Consider the following 19372-nt stretch of genomic DNA (forward strand, 5'->3'; position numbering starts at 1 on the left):
TGGTTATCACTGAGCTTTTCAGCCCAGTGAATTTGTTATGCGTTTTGGGTGACTTCTTTGTTTTTCCAAAGCTTGAAGATGGCTGGGAGAACCAGCAGGGTAAGTAACAGGGCAGAGGCCATGCCACCAATCATTGGTGCAGCGATACGCTGCATAACCTCAGAGCCAGTGCCCTCGCCATACATGATGGGGATAAGGCCGATGATGACTGTCAGCACCGTCATCATGACCGGACGCACACGCAAGCCAGCGCCTTCGCGAATCGCGTCGGTCAGATCTTTCCCTGTCAGTGGTTGGTTTTCTTCCTGCGCATGGAGTTTGCGGTAGTGCCAAGCCTGATTGAGGTAAACCAGCATGATGACCCCAATCTCCACAGCAACACCAGCGAGAGCAATAAAACCAACACCAACAGCAACGGAGAAGTTGAAGCCAAGGTAGTGCATCAGCCACAGGCCGCCGACCAGAGAGAGTGGCAGGGTAGCCATGATGATCAGCACTTCACCGACGCGGCGGAAGCTCATGTAAAGCAGCAGCATGATGATGGCAATCGTCACAGGAACCACAACGCTCAGGCGTTCTTTGGCGCGTTCCATGTATTCGTATTGCCCTGACCAAGCGAGTGAGTACCCTGCTGGCAGTACCAACTGTTCTGCGACGGTTTGCTGTGCTTCTGCCACATAAGAGCCCAGATCACGGCCGTCGATATCGACAAACACCCAGCCGTTAGGACGCGCGTTTTCCGTTTTGATCATTGGAGGGCCATCTTCATAGCGAATATCTGCGACATCCGCCAGTGCAATACGCGCACCGTTTGGTGTTACCAAAGGCAGCTCCTGAAGCTTCACCACTGAGTCGCGGTAATCTTGCGGATAGCGCACGTTGATCGGGTAGCGCTCCAAGCCTTCGATGGTTTCGCCGACATTCATGCCACCCACTGCAGTAGTAATCACCTGCTGAACATCTTTGATGCTGAGGCCGTAACGGGCGGCGGCACGACGTTTGATGTCGATGGTGACGTAACGCCCGCCAGCAACGCGTTCTGCGTAAACTGAGGCTGTTCCTTCAACGCCGTTCAGGATTGGCTCAAGTTGGGAACCAATGGTTTCAATTACTGCCAAGTCTGGGCCTGCGATCTTGATACCAATCGGTGTCTTGATGCCTGTCGCCAGCATGTCGATACGGGTTTTAATCGGCATCACCCATGCGTTGGTTAATCCCGGGAATTTCACCAGATCATCGAACTCTTTACGCAATGAATCGGTCGTGACGCCGTCACGCCATTCTTCACGTGGTTTCAATTGGATCACGGTTTCAATCATGGTCAGCGGTGCAGGGTCCGTCGCGGTCTCGGCACGGCCAATCTTGCCCCAGACAGATTCCACTTCAGGTACGGTTTTGATCAGCTTGTTAGTCTGTTGCAGCAGTTCGCGCGCTTTACCGATGGAAATGCCAGGGTAAGTGGTAGGCATGTACATCAGATCGCCTTCATCCAGTGGTGGGATGAATTCGCTGCCGAGCTTACTGGTGGGGTAGTACGCCGACGCCATCAGAGCGATTGCTACCACAATCATGGTTTTCGGGAACGTCAGGCTGAGGTTCAACAGTGGGCGATACAGCGCCACCAAACCACGGTTTACCGGGTTCTTGTTCTCTGGCAGTACCTTTCCGCGAATGAAATAACCCATCAGCACAGGCACGAGCGTGATCGCTAAGCCCGCAGCGGCAGCCATTGCGTAGGTTTTGGTGAATGCCAGCGGCGAGAACATCTTGCCTTCCTGACCTTCCAGTGCGAACACCGGGACAAAACTCAGCGTAATGATCAGCAGCGAGAAGAACAGCGGCGCACCGACTTCCTCTGCCGCTTTGCTGATCACCTGCCAGCGATTTTTGTCCGTCAGTGGCGTTCGTTCAATGTGCTTATGGACGTTCTCTATCATCACGATCGCGCCGTCCACCATGGCACCGATGGCGATGGCAATACCGCCTAACGACATGATGTTGGCGTTAATGCCTTGCCAGTGCATCACGATAAAAGCAGACAGAATTCCGATGGGTAAACTGATGGCGATAACCAGCGACGAGCGGATATGGAACAGGAACAGGGCACAGACCACCGCAACCACGATGAACTCTTCCGCGAGCTTCTTCCAGAGGTTCTCAACGGCCGCATCAATCAGCGTCGAGCGGTCATAGGTCGGGGCGATTTCCACACCTTCCGGCAAGCTGCGTTTGAGGTCTTCCAGTTTCGTTTTAACGTTGGCAATCACCTCGCTGGCGTTCTCGCCAAAGCGCATGACAATCACGCCGCCAACTGCTTCACCTTCACCGTTAAACTCGGAAATACCGCGGCGCATTTGCGGGCCGATGTTGATATCCGCGATGTCACCCAGTAACAGAGGTGTGCCTTTGTCGGTTACCTTGATAGGCAGTGATTGAATATCTTCCACGCTGGAAAGGTAACCGGTAGTGCGTACCATGTGCTCAGCTTCGGCGATTTCGATCACCGACGCGCCCGCTTCTTGGTTGCCGTTCTGGATTGCCATATTGACCTGTTGCAAGGTCAGGTCGTAAGCACGCAGTTTGGCAGGGTCAATTTGCACCTGATATTGCTTCACCATGCCGCCGACAGTGGCCACTTCTGACACACCTTCGACCGTTTGAAGCTCATACTTCAGGAACCAGTCTTGTAAGCTGCGAAGTTCAGCCAGATCGTGTTGCCCGGTTTTGTCCTGCAACACGTAGCTGTAAATCCAGCCCACACCGGTAGCATCCGGACCCAGTGTGGGTTTAGCATTTGGAGGCAGTTTGGGTGCAACCTGGCTTAGGTATTCCAACACACGGGAGCGAGCCCAATACATGTCGGTATCATCATTGAAAATGATGTAAACGTACGAGTCGCCAAAGAAGGAATACCCGCGAACGGTTTCCGCGCCCGGTACCGCCAACATCGCGGTAGTGAGCGGATAGGTAACCTGATCTTCCACTACCTGTGGCGCTTGGCCGGGATAGGTGGTTTTGATGATCACCTGAACATCAGATAAATCAGGAATCGCATCAACAGGCGTATTTTTTACGCTGTAGAGACCACCCAACGTCAGGAATAAGGTCGCGACCAACACCAGAAAACGGTTGGCAATCGACCAGCGAATAATTGCGCCAATCATTGATTACCTCCATTCAGCTCCAGCGCTTTCAGTGTGAAGTCAGAACCGTTTTTCTGAACCTGAAAACGTACCGTCTGACCTTCTGCAAAGCTGCCAAGGTCAACGTCTCCATCCACTGAGAAGTTCATTTCTCCTGCTTCCCAGTTCCACTCATCTACCGGCTGGTGGTTGAGTGTGATCATGCCGAAATCTGCCATTAACATGGAGATATCGCCGACGACCCACACTTCATTTGGTGTTGTGCTTTCACTGACTTTGTAATCAACGATTTCGTATTGACCGGAAGCGCCTTTCTGCATCTCGAAGTCGATTGCCTGACCTGCAAAGAAGTCGCCCATTTCGATGCCTTCTGCAAAGGTGAAATCCATCACCATGCCCGGCCAGTTCCATTCAGGAACGGGTTCATGGTTGATGGTCAGCATGCGGTGGCCTGGCATCACGTTAGTGATTTCGCCTTTTGCCCATTGGGTTTCAGGTGGCGGCTCTACACCATTGATGCGCGCTAAATCGGCAGATTGGCTAGACTCAGAATCCAGCATGAAGTGCGCAGAAGTGACAATACGATCTTGCTCTGTCAGCCCTTGCAGCACCTCGATCTTATCGCCTGCTTCGCGACCAACCTCGATGCGGGCAGAGCGATATTTGCCTTCACCTTCGGCTAATACAATGCGGGTCATGCCGCCAGAGCGGATCACTGACGACTTAGGAATGGTCAACACTGCCTCATCGGTCACTGGTTGCAATGCAATATTGGCGAACATGTTAGGCTTGAGATCGCCATCCTGATTCGAGAATTTCAGGCGAACGCGAAGGGTCCGGGTTTTCGGGTCCAGAATCGGATAAACATAGTCAACCTTACCTTGCCATTCCTGACCGGGAATCGCGTCGAGCGTCATGGTGGCTTTGCTGCCTGCTTTCACCCAATGTGCCTGACGTTCGAAGACTTCGGCATCAACCCAGACTTCTTCCAATGGGCCAGCACTGATCACCGCTTGAGCAGGGGAAAGATAACCCCCTTCTCGAATGTTCAGGCTTGCGATGACACCGTCTGCCAGTGCTTTTACTTCAATGGTTTGGGAAGCTTTGCCACGCTTTTTGATTTGCTGGATCTGTTCACGGTCGACGCCAAGTGAAACCAGACGTTCAGTCGCGCCTTTGACCAGCCCATTTCGGCCAGTGCGGTAGGCGTTGAGCAGTTCTTCCTGCGCTTTGACCAGTTCAGGAGAGTAGAGCGTGAAAAGCACATCGCCTTTACTGACTTTCTCTCCGACTGCGTTGATGTAAAGTTTCTCAACCCAGCCCGCGACACGGACGTTGGTTTGCCATAGCAGGCTCTCATCGAAGGCGATGTAACCGACGGTTTCGATGCGTGGAGATAGTTGGGATAACTCAACGGCCGCCGTTTTCACGCCAAGGTTATTTTCAACTGCAGGGTCGATTTTCACTGTCCCGGGTTTGTCGTTACCCCCAGCCAGGTCTTCGGCATAAACCGGGATCAAATCCATCCCCATCGGTGATTTACCCGGCTTATCTCGCTGATAGTTAGGGTCCATTGGCGCGACCCAGTACAGAGGCTCGTCTGAGCCTGCAGATGAAGTGCTTTCCGCCATGGCCGACATATCATGGCTGTGCGCCGAAGAGAGGTGCTCTGCCATAAATTGATTCGCGCTAAACCCAATCACGCCACCGACCAGTAACGCCAATGTGGCTATTTGCATTGTTTTCATTGTTCTTTCCCCGTTACTGATGAGCGTTTCTTGTTGTTGGTTGTGCGATATCCGGCGTATCGACGCGATAGTCAAAGCCACCCAGCAAAGCAGCGAGGTTGCTGTTCACTAAGTTCAGGTCAGTGATAAGGCGCTGTTTTTCCAGCGCGAGTGTCAGCTCATCGCTGGCAGCGGCAATCACATCGCTGAACTGTGCGGTGTTGTTCTGATATCCACGTTCAACGGCTTGAGTACGCGCCTTTGCTTGTTCAATCAGGGTGTTTCGGTAGCGCTCCAAACGCTGTTCCAGGCTTTCCCTGTCAACGAGCAAGGCATTCACCTTGGCGTTCATCTGTGCGAGGAGAAGATCTTTCTGGGATTTGGCTGCACCTACCTGGTACTGGGCAGCAGCATGGTTTTTATCCTGACGGTTATCCGTAAACAGCGGTAAATCCATGGTCAGGTAAGCACTGACCAAATCGGATGCTGGTTGACCGTTCATGCCGTTTGCCTGTCGGTAGGCGTACATGACTTCTACACCAAATTGCGGCGCATAAGCTTGCTCTGCAATTTCCACCTGTGTTTCGCTGGCTGAAATGGCGGCATCGGTCATTTTGACCATAGGGTGAGCGACCAACAGCGCGTAATGCTCTGTGCCGTCAGAGCGTTCAATGCGTTGGTTCAGGTGTTGCCAATCGAGTTGGTTTGACGTGAGAAGTTGGCCATTTTGTGCCAGCCATTCTGTACCCAGCCACTCGGAAAGCTGCGAGGTAATGCGTCGCTGCATTTGTGCATTTGCCTGAAGCTTTTCATCCAGCTTGCTCACTTGTAGTTGAGCATTCAGAAGGTCCTGCGCTTCATTCTTACCAATCGAGTAATTGGTTTGAATGAAGTTGGCCAGTTCACGCATCAGGCGTTGGTTCTCTTTCAGAATATCTTCGGCTTGTTGCTGATACCCCAATTCCAGCCAAAGTTGAGTAATACCATTGGCAATATCGCGCTCGCGGGCGTCGACCTGAAGGGACATACCGTCAGCCTGCTGATTGGCTTTTTTCTGCTGTAGCGAGAGGGTTTCACCACGTTCGAATTGTTGCATCAGACCCAAAGAGATATTGGTCATTGGGTCTTGGTCGAACTGAAAACTGTCGACAGGTAACCCGCCGAACCCGACTTTTAGTTTCGGATCCATCAGTGTTGCGCTGGCAATGCCGGTTTCACGCATGGCTTGAGATTGCGCATAAAACTGTTTGCGACTGGCATCATAGCGCAGCGCTTGTTCAATCAACTGTGTCAGAGAGTCTTGCTTGGCCGTTATCTCAGCTGCTGTTGCCATATTGTGGGCAAAAACAGGTGCAGAGACAGAGACCAGAGCATAGACCGACAAAGCCAGTAAGCTTGGTTTGAATTTCATAACTAAATCCATTTCTGGCGTCGAAAAGCGACGCGAAAACACACTCAGCGCCTTATTTCGGGCGCAATAAGGTCAAGATGATGGATTTAGGATATTGGAGGTCTGTAGAGAGACTGTGGCTGATAGACCGTCGGAGCTGACAGGTCGGTATTCATCAGTGCCAGTTTGGCCTGATTGAGGGGGGATGTTTGTTGGTCTGTGAAAAGCGCAAAAGCAGAGAAGCAGGTTGCTGGGCAACAGTTGTGGTCCATGCCGGACGTTGAACCGCAGTCAGGGGCAGAGGCTTCGGTCATCATGGTGTGACTGACATGTGGGTTAGCCATTTGCTCTTTCATTTCGCAGGCGACAACAGGCTGATGATGTTGGGTCATCATTTCCATCGCATTCATTGGAGAGCCAGATGCAATAGCCGACACCAGCATGGCAAGCAGGCTGATGATGGATATCCAGTATTTTCTGAGAGAAGAAATACGCATCTGACTTCAATAGCGAAACAACATTCGATTTAGAATAAACCTTCCCCCTACGGTAAGGTCAATGATTTTCCCTATCACTCGCTACTGACTGCTGGTTTTTCCCACCAGTGCGCGGCTTTCCACAGAACAAAACGTTGAATCTTACTTAGTGATTGCGCTAAATACCGAACTTGTTACTATCAGAGAAATAGTCGGGGAGCCATTTGGCTGAGAACGCATCGCGTGACCCGTTGAACCTGAGGCAGTTAGTACTGACGTAGGGAACTATGATTTCGAACGATATGCATTCCTTCAGATTTCTTCTATCGCTCGTCCTCTGTTCCCTGAGTCTTTAAAGGGAACCCATATGAACACATCTTCCAATCCCATATCATCAAAATGCACTCCTATTGTGTTGACCATTGCTGGTTCTGATAGCGGTGGCGGCGCAGGTATTCAAGCGGATATCAAAGCCATGTCAGCGACCGGCAGTTATGCGTGCTCGGTGATCACAGCAATTACCGCACAGAACACCCGTGGCGTGTCTGCCATTTTTCCTATTCCTATCGAGCATGTAGCCCACCAGTTGGATGCGGTGTTTTCCGATCTTAATGTGGTCGCGGTGAAAGTCGGTATGTTGGCAGATGCCAATATCATCAAAGTTGTCGCAGACAAAATCCGCCATTATCGCCCTCAGTATCTGGTGGTTGACCCTGTGATGGTCGCAACCAGTGGCGATTTGCTGTTGAAGCAAGAGGCCATCAGCACGCTGAAAAGTGAACTGCTGCCGTTGGCCAATATCATTACACCCAATTTGCCGGAAGGCTCAGCATTAACAGGCGCGGAGGTGCCCCAAACAGAGCAAGAGATGAGTGAGATGATTGCAGACCTGCGCGCTCTGGGTGCTGGGTCGGTGCTTTTGAAAGGTGGGCATTTGGAGTCCGACGAAAACAGCAATGACCTTTTGATTTTCGAAGACCACGTAGAAACTTTCTCTGCCAAACGCACGCAGACCAAAAATACGCACGGCACTGGTTGCACGCTGTCTTCGGCTATTGCGTCTTATCTGGCGCAAGGCAATGAGTTAAGTCAGGCTGTAGCGCTGGCCAAACGCTATATCTCTGAGGCCATTTCTCACGCAGACGAACTCGACGTAGGGCAGGGCCAGGGCCCGGTAAATCACTTTTACCAAGGACACGGCGCGGTGCGCTGAAAAGGAGCAGGCGATGAACACAGAAACGATCGTAGCGGCACTTAAACAGGTTAGAGAGTCCAAACCGCTGGTGGTGAACATTACTAACTATGTGGTGATGAATAACTCTGCCAACGCGTTGCTGGCGCTCGGTGCGTCCCCAATCATGGCGCACTCCCAGCATGAAATGGCAGAGATGATGTCATTTGCCGGTGCCTTGGTGATCAATATCGGTACGTTAGACAGCGCTTGGACGCCGCGCATGATTCATGCTGTTGAGCAAGCCAACCTGAATAAGAAAACCGTGGTGCTGGATCCTGTCGGTTGTGGAGCCAGCGCGCTTCGCACCGAGACTTCAAGACAAATCGCAGCCTGGGCTGAATCCCTCATCATTCGGGGCAATGCCTCAGAAATCATTGCATTGGCCGGAGAGCGAGCGCAAAGCAAAGGTGTGGATGCGCTGGACAGCAGCGAAGCCGCTCTTGGGGCAGCGCGGTATTTGGTTGAAGCTTACAACTGTAACGTTGTGGTCTCTGGCGCGACAGATTACATCGTGACATCTCAAAGTGAAGTCCAGCTCAACAACGGTCATGAAATGATGCCTTACGTCACGGGTATGGGGTGCTCGCTATCTGCTCTTACTGGCGCATTTGCAGCTGTCGGGGAGAACACTGGACTTGCAGCCGCAGCCGTCATGGGCGTGGTAGGAGAAATTGCCGCTGAAAGGGCAAAGGGACCGGGCAGTTTGCAAGTTGAGATCCTGGATGCACTTTACCAACTGGATGAAGCGACGCTTCTCAAACGCCTGAAAATCTCATGAACACGGAAAAGACGTTAAACCCATATCGCTTGTATCTGGTGACTGATGACCAACAGGATTTGGATACGTTGAAAAACGTGGTATCCGAAGCCGTGGCAGGTGGTGTCACCATGGTGCAGGTGCGAGAGAAGCACGGTGATGTCAGGGCGTTTATCGAGCGGGTAAAAGCGGTGAAAGCGATTCTGGCAGGAACCGGCGTTCCACTTATCATCAATGACCGCGTTGATGTGGCTTTAGCGGTTGATGCGGATGGCGTGCACCTTGGCCAATCGGACATGCCAGCAGAGATTGCTCGTGATTTGATTGGTCCTAACAAACTGCTGGGGCTATCTATTGAAACCGAAGCCCAGCTTGAAGAAGCCGATAACTTACCTGTCGATTATCTTGGTCTCAGTGCGATATTCGCGACGCCAACAAAAACCAATATCAAGAAAGAGTGGGGTGTTGAAGGGCTACGAAAAGCCGTTGAGCAAAGCGGCTATCCGATTGTTGCGATTGGTGGCATTAACACCTCTAACCTTAATGAGGTGATGGCGACAAGGCTTGCGGGTGTTGCGCTGGTGTCAGCGATTTGCCGTGCGGAATCGCCAAAGCGGGCGGCTGAGGAAATCCTTGCCCAAATGAACCGCGCAGATTGAATCAAAGTCAGTCTTGAAAACCCGCCCAGCGCGGGTTTTCTTTTGCATCCCACTGTCTTGGCAACAAAACATAGTGCAAGTGGGCTGAGAACTATACTCCCTTCGGATTAGTCTCTCAGGTGACCAGATTGCACATTCATCTTCTTCAAAAAGCTCTCGATTTCTGGCGTCGTGTTCGTCACTCTCTAGTCGCCGCATTGGTATTTATCAATGGCTTTCTGATATTCCAGTCTGTGTGGGGGCAAAACCTCGATTTGGTGGCGCTGTTCCACATCAAAAGCTTTACCGACATTAACTGGACACATGCGGTCAATGGGCCTTGGTTACTCCTCGGTATCTTCTTGATGCTGAACGCCTTTGGTTTGTTGTTCAGAGCGCGGATTGCCTGGGCGGTGAGTCTCATTCTGTTGATGATTGTGTTCACCTTTACCTGGCATTTTTTCCCGCATCTTGGCGCGCATTTGTATTGGAGCGCCAGCGCCGTATTACTGTTGATTTTGCTGAGCAAAGACTTCAACCACTCAAGTGCCACAGCGGGTGGTATTGCAGCCTTTATAAGCTTTGCCGTCTTGCTGTTTTATTCCACTTACGGTGCGCTCTATTTCGGTGAAGGCTTCCATCCCGCTATCCATGATTTGATGACGGCGTTTTACTTTTCCATGGTGACTATGACCACCGTCGGTTATGGCGACATTATCCCTCAAACTGAGGCGGCGAGGCTGTTCACCATTTCTGTCATCATCGCGGGAATTACCGTATTCGCCACCTCTTTGACTACCGTATTTGGCCCGATTATTCGGGGCGGTTTGAACAAGCTTGTGAAAGGAGTACAAAAGCCAATGAACAGGAAAAATCACTTTATTGTGTGTGGCACTTCAGTGCTGGCATCCAGCACCATTTGGCAACTTCACAAGCGTGAATTACCCGTGACCATGGTGACGATTGAAGATGAAGACAAGTTTGCCCAGATTGAACAAAGAGTCGGAACCAAGCTCGATATTATCTCTGGTGACAGCACCGACAGTGATGTGCTGCTGGAAGCGGGTGTTGAGCATTGTCGCGCCGTGTTGGCCTTAACGGAAGATGACGCCACCAACGCATTTATCGTGCTTTCGGTAAAGGCGATTTCACCTGATATCAAAGTAGTCACCGCGGTGAATGACGCCAAAAACATGAAGAAAGTAAAACGGGTGAACGCTGATGTGCTGCTGTCACCACAGTTGTTTGGCAGTGAAATCCTTGCCAGTGTGTTGTCGGGCGAACCAATCAGCAACGAACAGTTGTTGGGTATGCTGCTGCGCTCCGGTGATGGTCTGGTCGAAGACAAAGAAAGCTAACGACTTTGCCTTCGCTGGCCCCATAAGGTGTGAACTGCCAATGTTGCGACAATAATGCCTGCGCCCAATGCCACCGCTGGTGTTGGGGCTTCACCTAAAATCAGCCAGACCAAAAGTGGCCCGAACAAGACTTCCAGAAGCAGAATTAAACTCGCCTCAGCAGCAGGCAGGTATTTGGGGCCAACATTGATGAGAAGAAAGGAACCTGGTAGCACGACACCGCCCAGCAACAGCATAAAAATGTCCTGCTGGCTATCGAAGGAAAACGGCTTAGCCCCCGCCAACATTGCAATCATCGCAGTAAACAAACCCGAATAGATAAGAAATACCGTGGCGTAAGCTGCTTTGGTTTTTCGCAGCATGATGAGATAGACAGACATAGAGATAGCGGTAACTAATGCCAACGCATCTCCCATCAGTGCGGAGGACGAAGGTGAGTAGCCAAACACTAGCCATATCCCGCCTACTGCCACCAAAATCGCTATCACTGTTGAGGTATCTAGCCGTTCTTTGAGGAAAATAAAAGCCAGAACTGCGGTGATGAGTGGGGCGGTATTAATGATCACCAAGGTGCTGGTGACTTCAGTATGATCAAGAGAAAACACAAAGCAAATCGTAGAAGCACTGAACAGCGCGGCAGTCAGAACTGTGCTGATCGCTGGGCGATAGAAATGCTTTTCCAGCACAGCCTTATCCATCTTCCATTGAGCGAGAAAGAAGATGGTCGCAGGCAGCAATCCTCGCCAGAAAATCAGTGTCCACTCATCACTGTCGATGAGCCTCACCAACAAACTGTCAAAACTCAGGATCATCACGCCTAGCAAGGTATAAACCCGGCCTTTGGTTTCTACAGTGAGAGAGGTAAGTGTCTTTGATAGCGAGTTCAATCCGCTCTATTCCATGCTTTCTGTTTGTTTTTAAGAAGCTAGCTGAGCGGGATGCGAGCAAGTGAAACGAATCTGTGACTGTCTGAAGGAAAACGCCTGCGTGAATGCAGGCGTTGGGGTTCAGCTTGCGGAAAGTCCGATGACTTCCTTCAGCGTTTTCAGGTAGCGACGACTGATTGGAATGGTAAACCCGCTGGTGGTAATCACTTCCGCCAGCCCATTTTCCAGCAATTTGATTTCGCTAATGTGATTGACGCTAACCAGATACTGACGGTGACAGCGCAGCAGTGGCGTCTTTTCTTCCAACGTTTTTAGGGTGAGTTGAGTCGTTGGCGTTTTGTCTGCAGTATGAACATGAACACCACTGATGTCGCTGTAAACACTCTCAACCTGATCAATCGGTATTAGCAGAATGCGGTTATGGCCTGTGCAGGGGATTTGGCACAGCTTTTCCGGTGCCAGTGCGGATAGATTCTGTGGGACAGACTGTTTTTTCACTGTGCGGGTCAGTTTCTGCACGGTTTTGGTCAGACGGCTTGGCTCAACAGGTTTTAGCAGATAGTCAAAGGCATTCTCTTCGAATGCTTCAATGGCGTATTGATCGTACGCAGTGACAAAAACTACAAACGGCATGTTCTCCGGGTCGAGCATGGAAAGCAGTTCCAGCCCGGTGATTTGCGGCATCTGGATATCCAGAAACACCACATCCGGCTTCAATTCGTTGATTTTCTTGAGGCCGATGATAGCGTTGGGCGCTTCACCGACGATCTCTATCTCGCCGGTTTCTTCCAATAATGTTGCGAGTTCTTCGCGGGCAAACTGTTCGTCGTCAATGACCAGTGCAGTTAACATCCTACCTTTGCACCTGTGCTTACTTCTGAGGCCGGAATAATAAACGTCATCCGGGTGAATTCATTGGGTTCACTTTCAATTTTCAGCGATGAGTCACGCCCAAATTGATGTTCAAGCCGTTTCGTAACAATTTCGAGTCCTAGCCCCTGATGATTCTCCGGGGGTGGCACGAAACAACCCGCGTTGTCTTCCACTGAAATCGAAAATCCGTCAGCCGTTGCCTGGCTGAAAATACGTACGGTTCCACCTTCCAACAGGTTTGATATACCGTGTTTGATAGCGTTTTCGACCAGCGGCTGAAGGGTGAAACTCGGGATTTGCACATCCAGCAAACAATCGTCGATTTGTATGTCGACATTAAGCCTGTCAGTGAAGCGTGCTTTTTCAATGCTTAGGTAAGCATTCACATGCTCGAGTTCATCGCGTAGCGAAACTGAGCGAACGTTTTGCTTAAGGTTGCTTCGGAAGAATTGCGACAGGTTCTGAATCAATTCGCGGGCTTTGTCCGCATCGCGGCGAACTACCGCGCTAATGGTATTGAGTGCGTTGAACAGAAAATGCGGGTTCACCTGTGCATGAAGCAGCTTCACTTCCGCTTGGGTCAGCAAGGACTTCTGTTGTAGGTAGCCACTGAACAGGATTTGGCTGGAAAGCAGCTGGGCAATCCCTTCAGCCATCGACATATTGATGGTCGAAAATAGCTTATGTTTGCGCTCATAAAGCTTGATGGTGCCGACCACTTCTTCGCCGGAACGAAGCGGAATGATGAGAGCCGAACCAAGTTTACAATCTGCTGAGAGCGAGCATTGGTAAGACTTTTCTGCGCCATCAAGATACATGATTTTGTTCATCTCAATGGCATCAAGCGTGTTCTGCGAAGAGATTTTGGTTTCCGGTAAGTGGTGGTCATCGCCAATGCCAACAAAGGCCAGAATCTTTTCCTTGTCGGTAATAGACACCGCGCCAACCTGCGTCTCCTCATAGATGATTCGGGCGATTTTCCCAGCGGATTCACCGTTCAAACCGTTGTGGAGAATACCCACGCAGCGGTCAGCAATAGTCAATGCGCGACGGGAGAAAGAGGCAGAGTACTTTTCAAAGATGGTTTTTCTGTCCTGAAGGATGCTCATAAACAGCGCAGCGCCGCAGGAGTTGGCAATGATCATCGGCGCGGCGATGGTCGAAACCAGCGCATAGGATTGGTCAAACGGCTTGGCGACAATCAACAGAATCGCCATTTGCACCACTTCCGCCACAAAGGTAATACCGAATACCACCACTGGGCTAAATAGCTGGCTAACACGGTTTCGCTTCACGAAATACACATGCATCAGACCGCCAATCAAACCTTCTGCGGTAGTGGAGATCGCGCAGGCTAAGTCAGTGAATCCACCCAGAGAATAACGGTGAATGCCGCCCGTTAAACCCACGAAAAAGCCAACAACAGGCCCGCCAAAAAGGCCACCCATCACAGCGCCAATTGCGCGGGTATTGGCGATAGCATCATTGATCTGAAGACCAAAATAGGTGCCGAGAATACAAAAGCCGGAGAAGAGCACGTAACAAATCAGGCGGTGGCTTAAGCGGGATGAAATGTTCAGCAAAGGCAGGACAATCGGTGTTTTGCTGAGCATATAAGCCAGCACCAGATACACGCACATTTGCTGCAGCAGCGAAATAACCAGTTCCATGATGAACCTTTGTTTAGTTTTCTTCATTGTATCTGCGCTAAATCCAGATACAACAAGAGCCTGCTAAGCAGGCTCTTTTTCTAACGTTTTGTTATATCAGGCAGTTTTGGTTTCCACCTTTGGCTGCTCTTCATCAGCCAGGTCAGTTTCACCTTTACCTTTCGAGGTTTTAATCACGTAGCCTGCAGCAGTCAGGGCAAACAGTACGCCAGCACCGGTCGAGATATTCATTGGCAGACCAAAACCCAGAGTGCTGTTGTTCAGAATGAAGGTCACACACACAGACGTCATGAACATCGCAGGAATGGTGGTGATCCAGTGCAGCTTGTTGTGACGCAGCAAGTAAGCAGATGCAGTCCACAGCATCATCACTGCTGTCGCTTGGTTCGCAAAGCCGAAGTAGCGCCAGATAATGCCGAAGTCGACCTGAGTCAGGATGCCACCGATAACAAACAGAGGTACAGCCATCATCAGGCGGTTACGCAGTGTTTTCTGTTCCATGTTGAAGTACTCAGCAAGGATAAGGCGACTAGAGCGGAATGCGGTGTCGCCAGATGTGATAGGTAGGATAACCACACCCAGGAAGGCGATGATGCCACCGAACACACCCAGCAGGCCAAATGATGCGCTGTAGACCACGTTGCCTGGGCCGCCGTTTGCGACTGCTTCATTCAGTCCCTCCAGTGTGCCGAAGAAAGACAGGGCAATCGCACACCAAATCAGCGCGATGATGCCTTCACCAATCATTGCACCGTAGAACACAAAGCGGCCGTTCTTTTCGTTTTCCATACAGCGTGCCATCAGCGGAGACTGGGTCGCGTGGAAGCCAGAGATTGCGCCACAAGCTATGGTGATGAACAGGGCAGGCCACAATGGCATGTCATTAGGGTTCAGGTTACTGAACATATCGCTGACTTCAAAACTGCCCATCACTGTGTGCTCGTCAGAGAAGCCAATCGCGGTCATCAGGCCAACAGACATGAAGATCAGCAGCGCGCCGAAGAACGGGTAGAAGCGACCGATGATTTTATCGACAGGGACAATGGTCGCGATGATGTAGTAAGCGAAAATGATGACGACCATGCTGGTCATGGTGACCGTCAGACTGGTTTGCTCGTTGATCAGGTTAGTGATCATGCCAGCAGGGGCTGAAACGAACACAACACCGACCAGAAGCAGAAGGATAATGGCAAAAATGTTCATGAAATGTTTTGCGCCGTTACCCAGATAGCGACCGGTAATCGTTGGTACTGATGCGCCGCCATTGCGGACAGACAACATGCCAGAGAAGTAGTCGTGTACGGCACCTGCGAAGATACATCCCACCACAATCCAAAGCATCGCCGCTGGGCCGTAAAGGGCGCCCATGATCGGACCGAAGATTGGGCCCACACCAGCAATGTTCAGAAGTTGAACCAGATATACCTTAGGGGTCGACATCGGCACATAGTCAACGCCATCTGTTTTGGTGTGAGCAGGGGTTTTACGGTGTTCGTTAACGCCGAACACTTTTTCGATAAACGCCCCGTAGAGGAAGTAGCCGCCAATCAGCGCAGCGACACAGGTGAGAAACCACATCATAGCCATTGTCCTTATTGAGTTGATTCACGGTGCCAACTCTACGGCTCGCCTTACAATCGCGCATTCGCTCAGTGGTTGAGTGGTGGAATAGAAAATTAAGTGGTCGCTTAGAAGGTTAAGCGGCAGCTTAAAATTCTTGCTGCCGACTCACCCTACATGCTCATTCCCATGCCCGCGTTGGCTTTCTTCCCAACCTGATAAAACCAGAAGGATAGAGGAATGAAGATAAGGTTCATCACAGTGGTGAAGTTCATACCGAAGCCATCTTGAATCAAAGGTCGCAGTGTTTCGCTCGAAACAGAAACACCAAACAAGGTGAATAGGGCATCGATACTCAGTCCGGTAAAGACGATGCCAACAAAGAGCAAGCCGACAATCCATTTGGTCGGTTCAGTGCCGTAATATTTTTGGTATACCCGCATCATGGGAATGGTAAGAACATCGGCCAGAATAAAGCCAATGACGCCACCAAAGGAAATGCCGCCATGCCATAGTGCCGCGGCCAGCAACAGGTTACCCACCGAGCACACATAGGCAATCATGGCCACGAACACGCCAATCACCACGTCGATAAGAGAATGCAGAAATGCGGGAATATTGGCGTCATTGCTAATAAACAGGGTGCGCCAGCCGTCAATCGGTACCACCGCAATCAGCAGGGAAGAAACGACTACTCCAATTAAGATTTCTTTGCCAATCATGGCGAGATCCATGTGGAAGAAACCAGCGGCTTTTCGGACTTTTGCCATGGACGAACTATCATCTTTCGGTGTCATGTCCATCTGCATATGGTGGCGTTGATGTTCACTGTGGTGCATGGCTGACATGTCCATGCCACAGTCATCGCCTTTGTCTTTTGCCATCTCCATATGATGGTGTTCATGTTTGCTGTGGCTCATGGTGGGCATGTCCATGCCGCAATCATCATCGCCTTTTTGCATGGCTGACATATCCATACCACAGTCACTCATGCCAGATGTTTCTGGCTTTGATTCCGCATCAAGTTTGGCGTGAAGCTGCGCTTCCACTTCTTTGGGATAGAAACGCTCAAACAGGAAAGCCACCGCCATGATCAGGATGAGCCCGCCGATAATCTCTCCCCAGAAGAAGGTCCAGCCAAGTAGTGCGACCAACACGATAAACATTTCCACAATCAGGTTCGTGCTCGAAACCAGAAATGCCATGGCATTGGCAAGCGTCGCTTTCTTGGTTAACAGCGTGTGGGAAAGGGAAGCCGCAGCGTAAGAACAAGATGAAGACATTACGCCCAACAAGGTAGTGAACGTCAGGCTTTTCACATTGGTTTGCCCAAGGTGTTTAACCACAGTCTCCACGGGTAATAAGTGGCGGATAAAGGAAGACAGCATTAAGCCAAATGCCAGTGGCCAGTAGATCTGCCACACCATATTAAAAAACACATCTAACAGATGAAGGATGAAGTCCATACCCGCATTACCCTGACATTGAGCATCTTTGGGAATAAAGCCTAGATTCGTCAACGCCGTGGCAGTGTATCGAATCTGGGTAAAGCCCGACGGTTATCGGGCTGGATTACCTAAAGTCTATCTACTCTCTGTTATTCGTCGTCCTCGTCCGGCCCCATGACAATTGTCACCGGACCATAGTAATGATGATGGTGGTGCGTCGTACGGTGATGGTGGTGAGTCCCTTTGTGGGAATTCACTCCGCCATGTAGATGGTGTCCGTGGCTGGGTTCGTGGGCGCGATAATCGAGGTGATCTTTGTTGTGCTTATGTTCGACGTCGTCACCATAAGCATTTTCCATGGTCTCGTGGGTAGATACTTTTGTTTTTTGCTGAGCCATCACTGACCTCCGTTTTGATATCGGAATAGTATGAGCACCGAACAGTCTGGCACGCATCTCAGCCAGTAGCGGGTGAATCCCGTATTATTGCTGAGACTGAATGTGGATTGTTGCATTGAGCATGATTTCACTTATAGGTGGCCAATGACGTGAGTTGCTGCACTAAAAAGGGCGGATAACATTTTTCTGCCATGCTTTGGCGTTACACTCAAAGTCAGTCTAAATCAGGCTAATAATCTGAAAGGGAAAGCATTTGAGTAAACCGAGCAAAACCAAAACCAGTTTCTATCGTCGCTTGTTGGTAGCGCATCTTATTGACAATGGCGTGAATACCGTCCCTGCCATTATGAGCGAAACTGGCATGCCGAGACGCACGGCTCAGGACACGATTGAAGCGCTTGGCGAGTTGGACATTGAAACCGAATTTGTCGGTGCTAATAAAAACGGTGGGTATGAGATTAAAGACTGGGGCGCGATAAACCGCACCTGGGTGAAAAAGCATCTCGTCGAGATCAAAACTCTTCTGGAATATCCGACGTCTGGCTAAGCGATAAAAAATGGCAGGTTGACCCTGCCATTTTTAGGTTTAGTAGATTCTGAGTGCGTACCATCTAGGGGTGAAGTGCCTTTAAGGCGTCAATATCGACATCTTGGTTGTAGTCGACAGAAGGGAACGCAAAGCCGTTGAGTTGAAGGAATTCACCAAGCACGCCTTGATAGTCTCCGATGGTCTCGAAGTTTTCTGGGGTCATTTCAGCGAGTAGTGCGTCCACTTCAAGCTGAATATCATCACGTAACTCCCAGTCATCAATTCGAATAAGACCTTCTGCATCTCGGTCTGCATCATCATGCCATTTACCGTAGAACAAGCGGTTCATCTGTTCGATACAGCCTTCATGCAAACCTTTGGCCTTCATGACGCGATACAGGGCCAGAAGGTAAGGCGTCAGGCCGGGAATAAATACGCTGGCTTTGGTGACCAACGCCTTACATACCGCGATGTTGGCGTGACCTTCGATACTTTCAAGCAGCGTATTGATGTCATCGCGGGTGTGGTGAAGGTGGGTTTTTGCCAAACCCAACGTACCTTTGTGGTAAATAGCATGGGTGTGCTCGGGGCCAATATAGGAATAGGCCACGGTTTCACAACCTTTTGCCAGCAGGTTTCTCTCGTTGAGGAACTGCATCCAGCTTAGCCAGTCTTCGCCGCCCATCACTTTGATGGTTTCATCGATTTCCTGCTCGGTGGCAGGTGGCAGTGAAACCTTATTCAGGCTGTTTTTCTCGAAGTTGACCGAATATCCCTCTACGGTTTCACCCACTGGACGAATCGCAGAGCGCCAGAACTCGCCTGTTTCGGGGTTAGGTCGAATGCCTGTTGCCAGTGAATAGACCACCAAGTCAACCTGACCACCCAAATCCTGTTCAATGGCTTTTGCCACTTGCTTACGGGTTTCAGAAGAGAAGGCATCACCGACGATGTTAGTGGAGACCAACCCTTCCTGCTCTGCAGCTTGATGGAAGAAGATGTTGTTGTACCAGCCCGCGCTGCCAATGCCTTTGTCTGAAACACCACGTTCGAAAGACACGCCAATGGTGTCCGCTTTTGCAGGGCCAAATGCCAGTGCAATGCGGGACGCCAATCCGAAACCGGACGATGCACCGAGGACCAACACCCGTTTAGGTAAGGCTTTGGACGATGATTGTTGGGTACGTGATTTTTCTATTTGCTCAGAGACGGCGGCCTGGCAACCGAAAGGGTGGCAGCTACGCGCTACCACACCTTGAATTTGGGGCTGGATAATCATGAGGT

Annotated in this window: 16 protein-coding genes and 1 riboswitch; of the genes, 5 read left to right on the forward strand and 11 right to left on the reverse strand. The window is 50.6% G+C overall.

The window, feature by feature from the left end; translation table 11 throughout:
* Positions 1 to 35: 35 nt before the first annotated feature.
* The 4 genes from QL223_RS15115 to QL223_RS15130 form a co-directional block, all read right to left on the reverse strand.
* Positions 36 to 3164, reverse strand: coding sequence for an efflux RND transporter permease subunit (locus tag QL223_RS15115; RefSeq protein ID WP_281545195.1), 3129 nt, complete (start codon positions 3162 to 3164; stop codon positions 36 to 38).
* The gene (locus tag QL223_RS15120; protein ID WP_281545196.1) at positions 3161 to 4891 is read right to left on the reverse strand and encodes an efflux RND transporter periplasmic adaptor subunit; all 1731 of its coding nucleotides are present in this window, start codon (positions 4889 to 4891) and stop codon (positions 3161 to 3163) included. Before QL223_RS15120 ends, QL223_RS15115 begins: the two co-directional genes overlap by 4 nt.
* A gap of 13 nt (positions 4892 to 4904) precedes the next feature.
* Entirely contained in the window at positions 4905 to 6281 is a 1377-nt protein-coding gene (locus tag QL223_RS15125; protein WP_281545197.1) for a TolC family protein, read from the reverse strand.
* Between the two features lie 86 nt (positions 6282 to 6367).
* Entirely contained in the window at positions 6368 to 6757 is a 390-nt protein-coding gene (locus tag QL223_RS15130; protein ID WP_281545198.1) for a hypothetical protein, read from the reverse strand.
* Between the two features lie 182 nt (positions 6758 to 6939).
* Positions 6940 to 7037: riboswitch (TPP riboswitch) on the forward strand.
* Positions 7038 to 7103: 66 nt separating this feature from the next.
* Between QL223_RS15130 and thiD the strand changes: the two genes are divergently transcribed.
* From thiD to kch, 4 genes are all read left to right on the forward strand, one after another.
* Positions 7104 to 7949, forward strand: a complete 846-nt coding sequence (thiD, locus tag QL223_RS15135; protein WP_281545199.1) for a bifunctional hydroxymethylpyrimidine kinase/phosphomethylpyrimidine kinase — start codon at positions 7104 to 7106, stop codon at positions 7947 to 7949.
* Between the two features lie 13 nt (positions 7950 to 7962).
* Positions 7963 to 8748, forward strand: coding sequence for a hydroxyethylthiazole kinase (gene thiM, locus QL223_RS15140; protein ID WP_281545200.1), 786 nt, complete (start codon positions 7963 to 7965; stop codon positions 8746 to 8748).
* Positions 8745 to 9386: a thiamine phosphate synthase gene (gene thiE, locus QL223_RS15145; RefSeq protein ID WP_281545201.1), complete on the forward strand. Its 642-nt coding sequence runs from the start codon at positions 8745 to 8747 to the stop codon at positions 9384 to 9386. The genes thiM and thiE overlap by 4 nt, the downstream gene beginning before the upstream one ends.
* A gap of 128 nt (positions 9387 to 9514) precedes the next feature.
* A complete protein-coding gene (gene kch, locus QL223_RS15150; RefSeq protein WP_281545202.1) occupies positions 9515 to 10723 on the forward strand; it encodes a voltage-gated potassium channel protein in 1209 nt (402 codons plus the stop codon).
* Here kch and QL223_RS15155 read toward each other — a convergent pair.
* From QL223_RS15155 to QL223_RS15180, 6 genes are all read right to left on the reverse strand, one after another.
* The gene (locus tag QL223_RS15155) at positions 10720 to 11610 is read right to left on the reverse strand and encodes a DMT family transporter (RefSeq protein ID WP_281545203.1); all 891 of its coding nucleotides are present in this window, start codon (positions 11608 to 11610) and stop codon (positions 10720 to 10722) included. The two genes, kch and QL223_RS15155, sit on opposite strands and share 4 nt — an antisense overlap.
* Before the next feature lie 120 nt (positions 11611 to 11730).
* Positions 11731 to 12462, reverse strand: a complete 732-nt coding sequence (btsR, locus tag QL223_RS15160) for a two-component system response regulator BtsR (protein WP_281545204.1) — start codon at positions 12460 to 12462, stop codon at positions 11731 to 11733.
* Positions 12456 to 14153: a sensor histidine kinase gene (locus tag QL223_RS15165; RefSeq protein WP_281545205.1), complete on the reverse strand. Its 1698-nt coding sequence runs from the start codon at positions 14151 to 14153 to the stop codon at positions 12456 to 12458. The genes btsR and QL223_RS15165 overlap by 7 nt, the downstream gene beginning before the upstream one ends.
* 96 nt (positions 14154 to 14249) lie before the next feature.
* Positions 14250 to 15734 carry a carbon starvation protein A gene (locus tag QL223_RS15170; protein ID WP_281545206.1) on the reverse strand — a complete coding sequence of 495 codons (1485 nt, stop codon included), beginning with the start codon at positions 15732 to 15734 and terminating at the stop codon, positions 14250 to 14252.
* Between the two features lie 152 nt (positions 15735 to 15886).
* The gene (locus QL223_RS15175) at positions 15887 to 17179 is read right to left on the reverse strand and encodes a permease (protein WP_281545207.1); all 1293 of its coding nucleotides are present in this window, start codon (positions 17177 to 17179) and stop codon (positions 15887 to 15889) included.
* A gap of 131 nt (positions 17180 to 17310) precedes the next feature.
* Positions 17311 to 17559 (reverse strand): hypothetical protein, encoded by a 249-nt coding sequence (locus tag QL223_RS15180; protein ID WP_062714788.1) that lies wholly within the window; start codon positions 17557 to 17559, stop codon positions 17311 to 17313.
* 253 nt (positions 17560 to 17812) lie between these two features.
* Between QL223_RS15180 and QL223_RS15185 the strand changes: the two genes are divergently transcribed.
* Complete coding sequence (locus QL223_RS15185; RefSeq protein WP_281545208.1) at positions 17813 to 18106, forward strand: winged helix-turn-helix domain-containing protein; 294 nt, start codon at positions 17813 to 17815, stop codon at positions 18104 to 18106.
* A gap of 64 nt (positions 18107 to 18170) precedes the next feature.
* Here QL223_RS15185 and fabV read toward each other — a convergent pair whose 3' ends face one another.
* A complete protein-coding gene (gene fabV, locus QL223_RS15190) occupies positions 18171 to 19367 on the reverse strand; it encodes an enoyl-ACP reductase FabV (RefSeq protein WP_281545209.1) in 1197 nt (398 codons plus the stop codon).
* Positions 19368 to 19372: the final 5 nt, after the last annotated feature.

Origin of the sequence: Grimontia sp. SpTr1 (genome assembly GCF_947387585.1) — a bacterium.
Lineage (GTDB): Bacteria > Pseudomonadota > Gammaproteobacteria > Enterobacterales > Vibrionaceae > Enterovibrio > Enterovibrio indicus.

What these genes read in the sequence shown, in the direction of transcription:
- thiE (WP_281545201.1), top strand. Translation starts at nt 8,745, where the DNA reads ATGAACACGGAAAAGACGTTAAACCCATATCGCTTGTATCTGGTGACT.
- QL223_RS15175 (WP_281545207.1), bottom strand. Translation starts at nt 17,179, where the DNA reads ATGGACTTCATCCTTCATCTGTTAGATGTGTTTTTTAATATGGTGTGG.
- QL223_RS15125 (WP_281545197.1), bottom strand. Translation starts at nt 6,281, where the DNA reads ATGAAATTCAAACCAAGCTTACTGGCTTTGTCGGTCTATGCTCTGGTC.
- QL223_RS15165 (WP_281545205.1), bottom strand. Translation starts at nt 14,153, where the DNA reads ATGGAACTGGTTATTTCGCTGCTGCAGCAAATGTGCGTGTATCTGGTG.
- thiM (WP_281545200.1), top strand. Translation starts at nt 7,963, where the DNA reads ATGAACACAGAAACGATCGTAGCGGCACTTAAACAGGTTAGAGAGTCC.
- QL223_RS15180 (WP_062714788.1), bottom strand. Translation starts at nt 17,559, where the DNA reads ATGGCTCAGCAAAAAACAAAAGTATCTACCCACGAGACCATGGAAAAT.
- QL223_RS15130 (WP_281545198.1), bottom strand. Translation starts at nt 6,757, where the DNA reads ATGCGTATTTCTTCTCTCAGAAAATACTGGATATCCATCATCAGCCTG.
- btsR (WP_281545204.1), bottom strand. Translation starts at nt 12,462, where the DNA reads ATGTTAACTGCACTGGTCATTGACGACGAACAGTTTGCCCGCGAAGAA.
- QL223_RS15115 (WP_281545195.1), bottom strand. Translation starts at nt 3,164, where the DNA reads ATGATTGGCGCAATTATTCGCTGGTCGATTGCCAACCGTTTTCTGGTG.
- fabV (WP_281545209.1), bottom strand. Translation starts at nt 19,367, where the DNA reads ATGATTATCCAGCCCCAAATTCAAGGTGTGGTAGCGCGTAGCTGCCAC.
- QL223_RS15170 (WP_281545206.1), bottom strand. Translation starts at nt 15,734, where the DNA reads ATGATGTGGTTTCTCACCTGTGTCGCTGCGCTGATTGGCGGCTACTTC.
- QL223_RS15120 (WP_281545196.1), bottom strand. Translation starts at nt 4,891, where the DNA reads ATGAAAACAATGCAAATAGCCACATTGGCGTTACTGGTCGGTGGCGTG.
- thiD (WP_281545199.1), top strand. Translation starts at nt 7,104, where the DNA reads ATGAACACATCTTCCAATCCCATATCATCAAAATGCACTCCTATTGTG.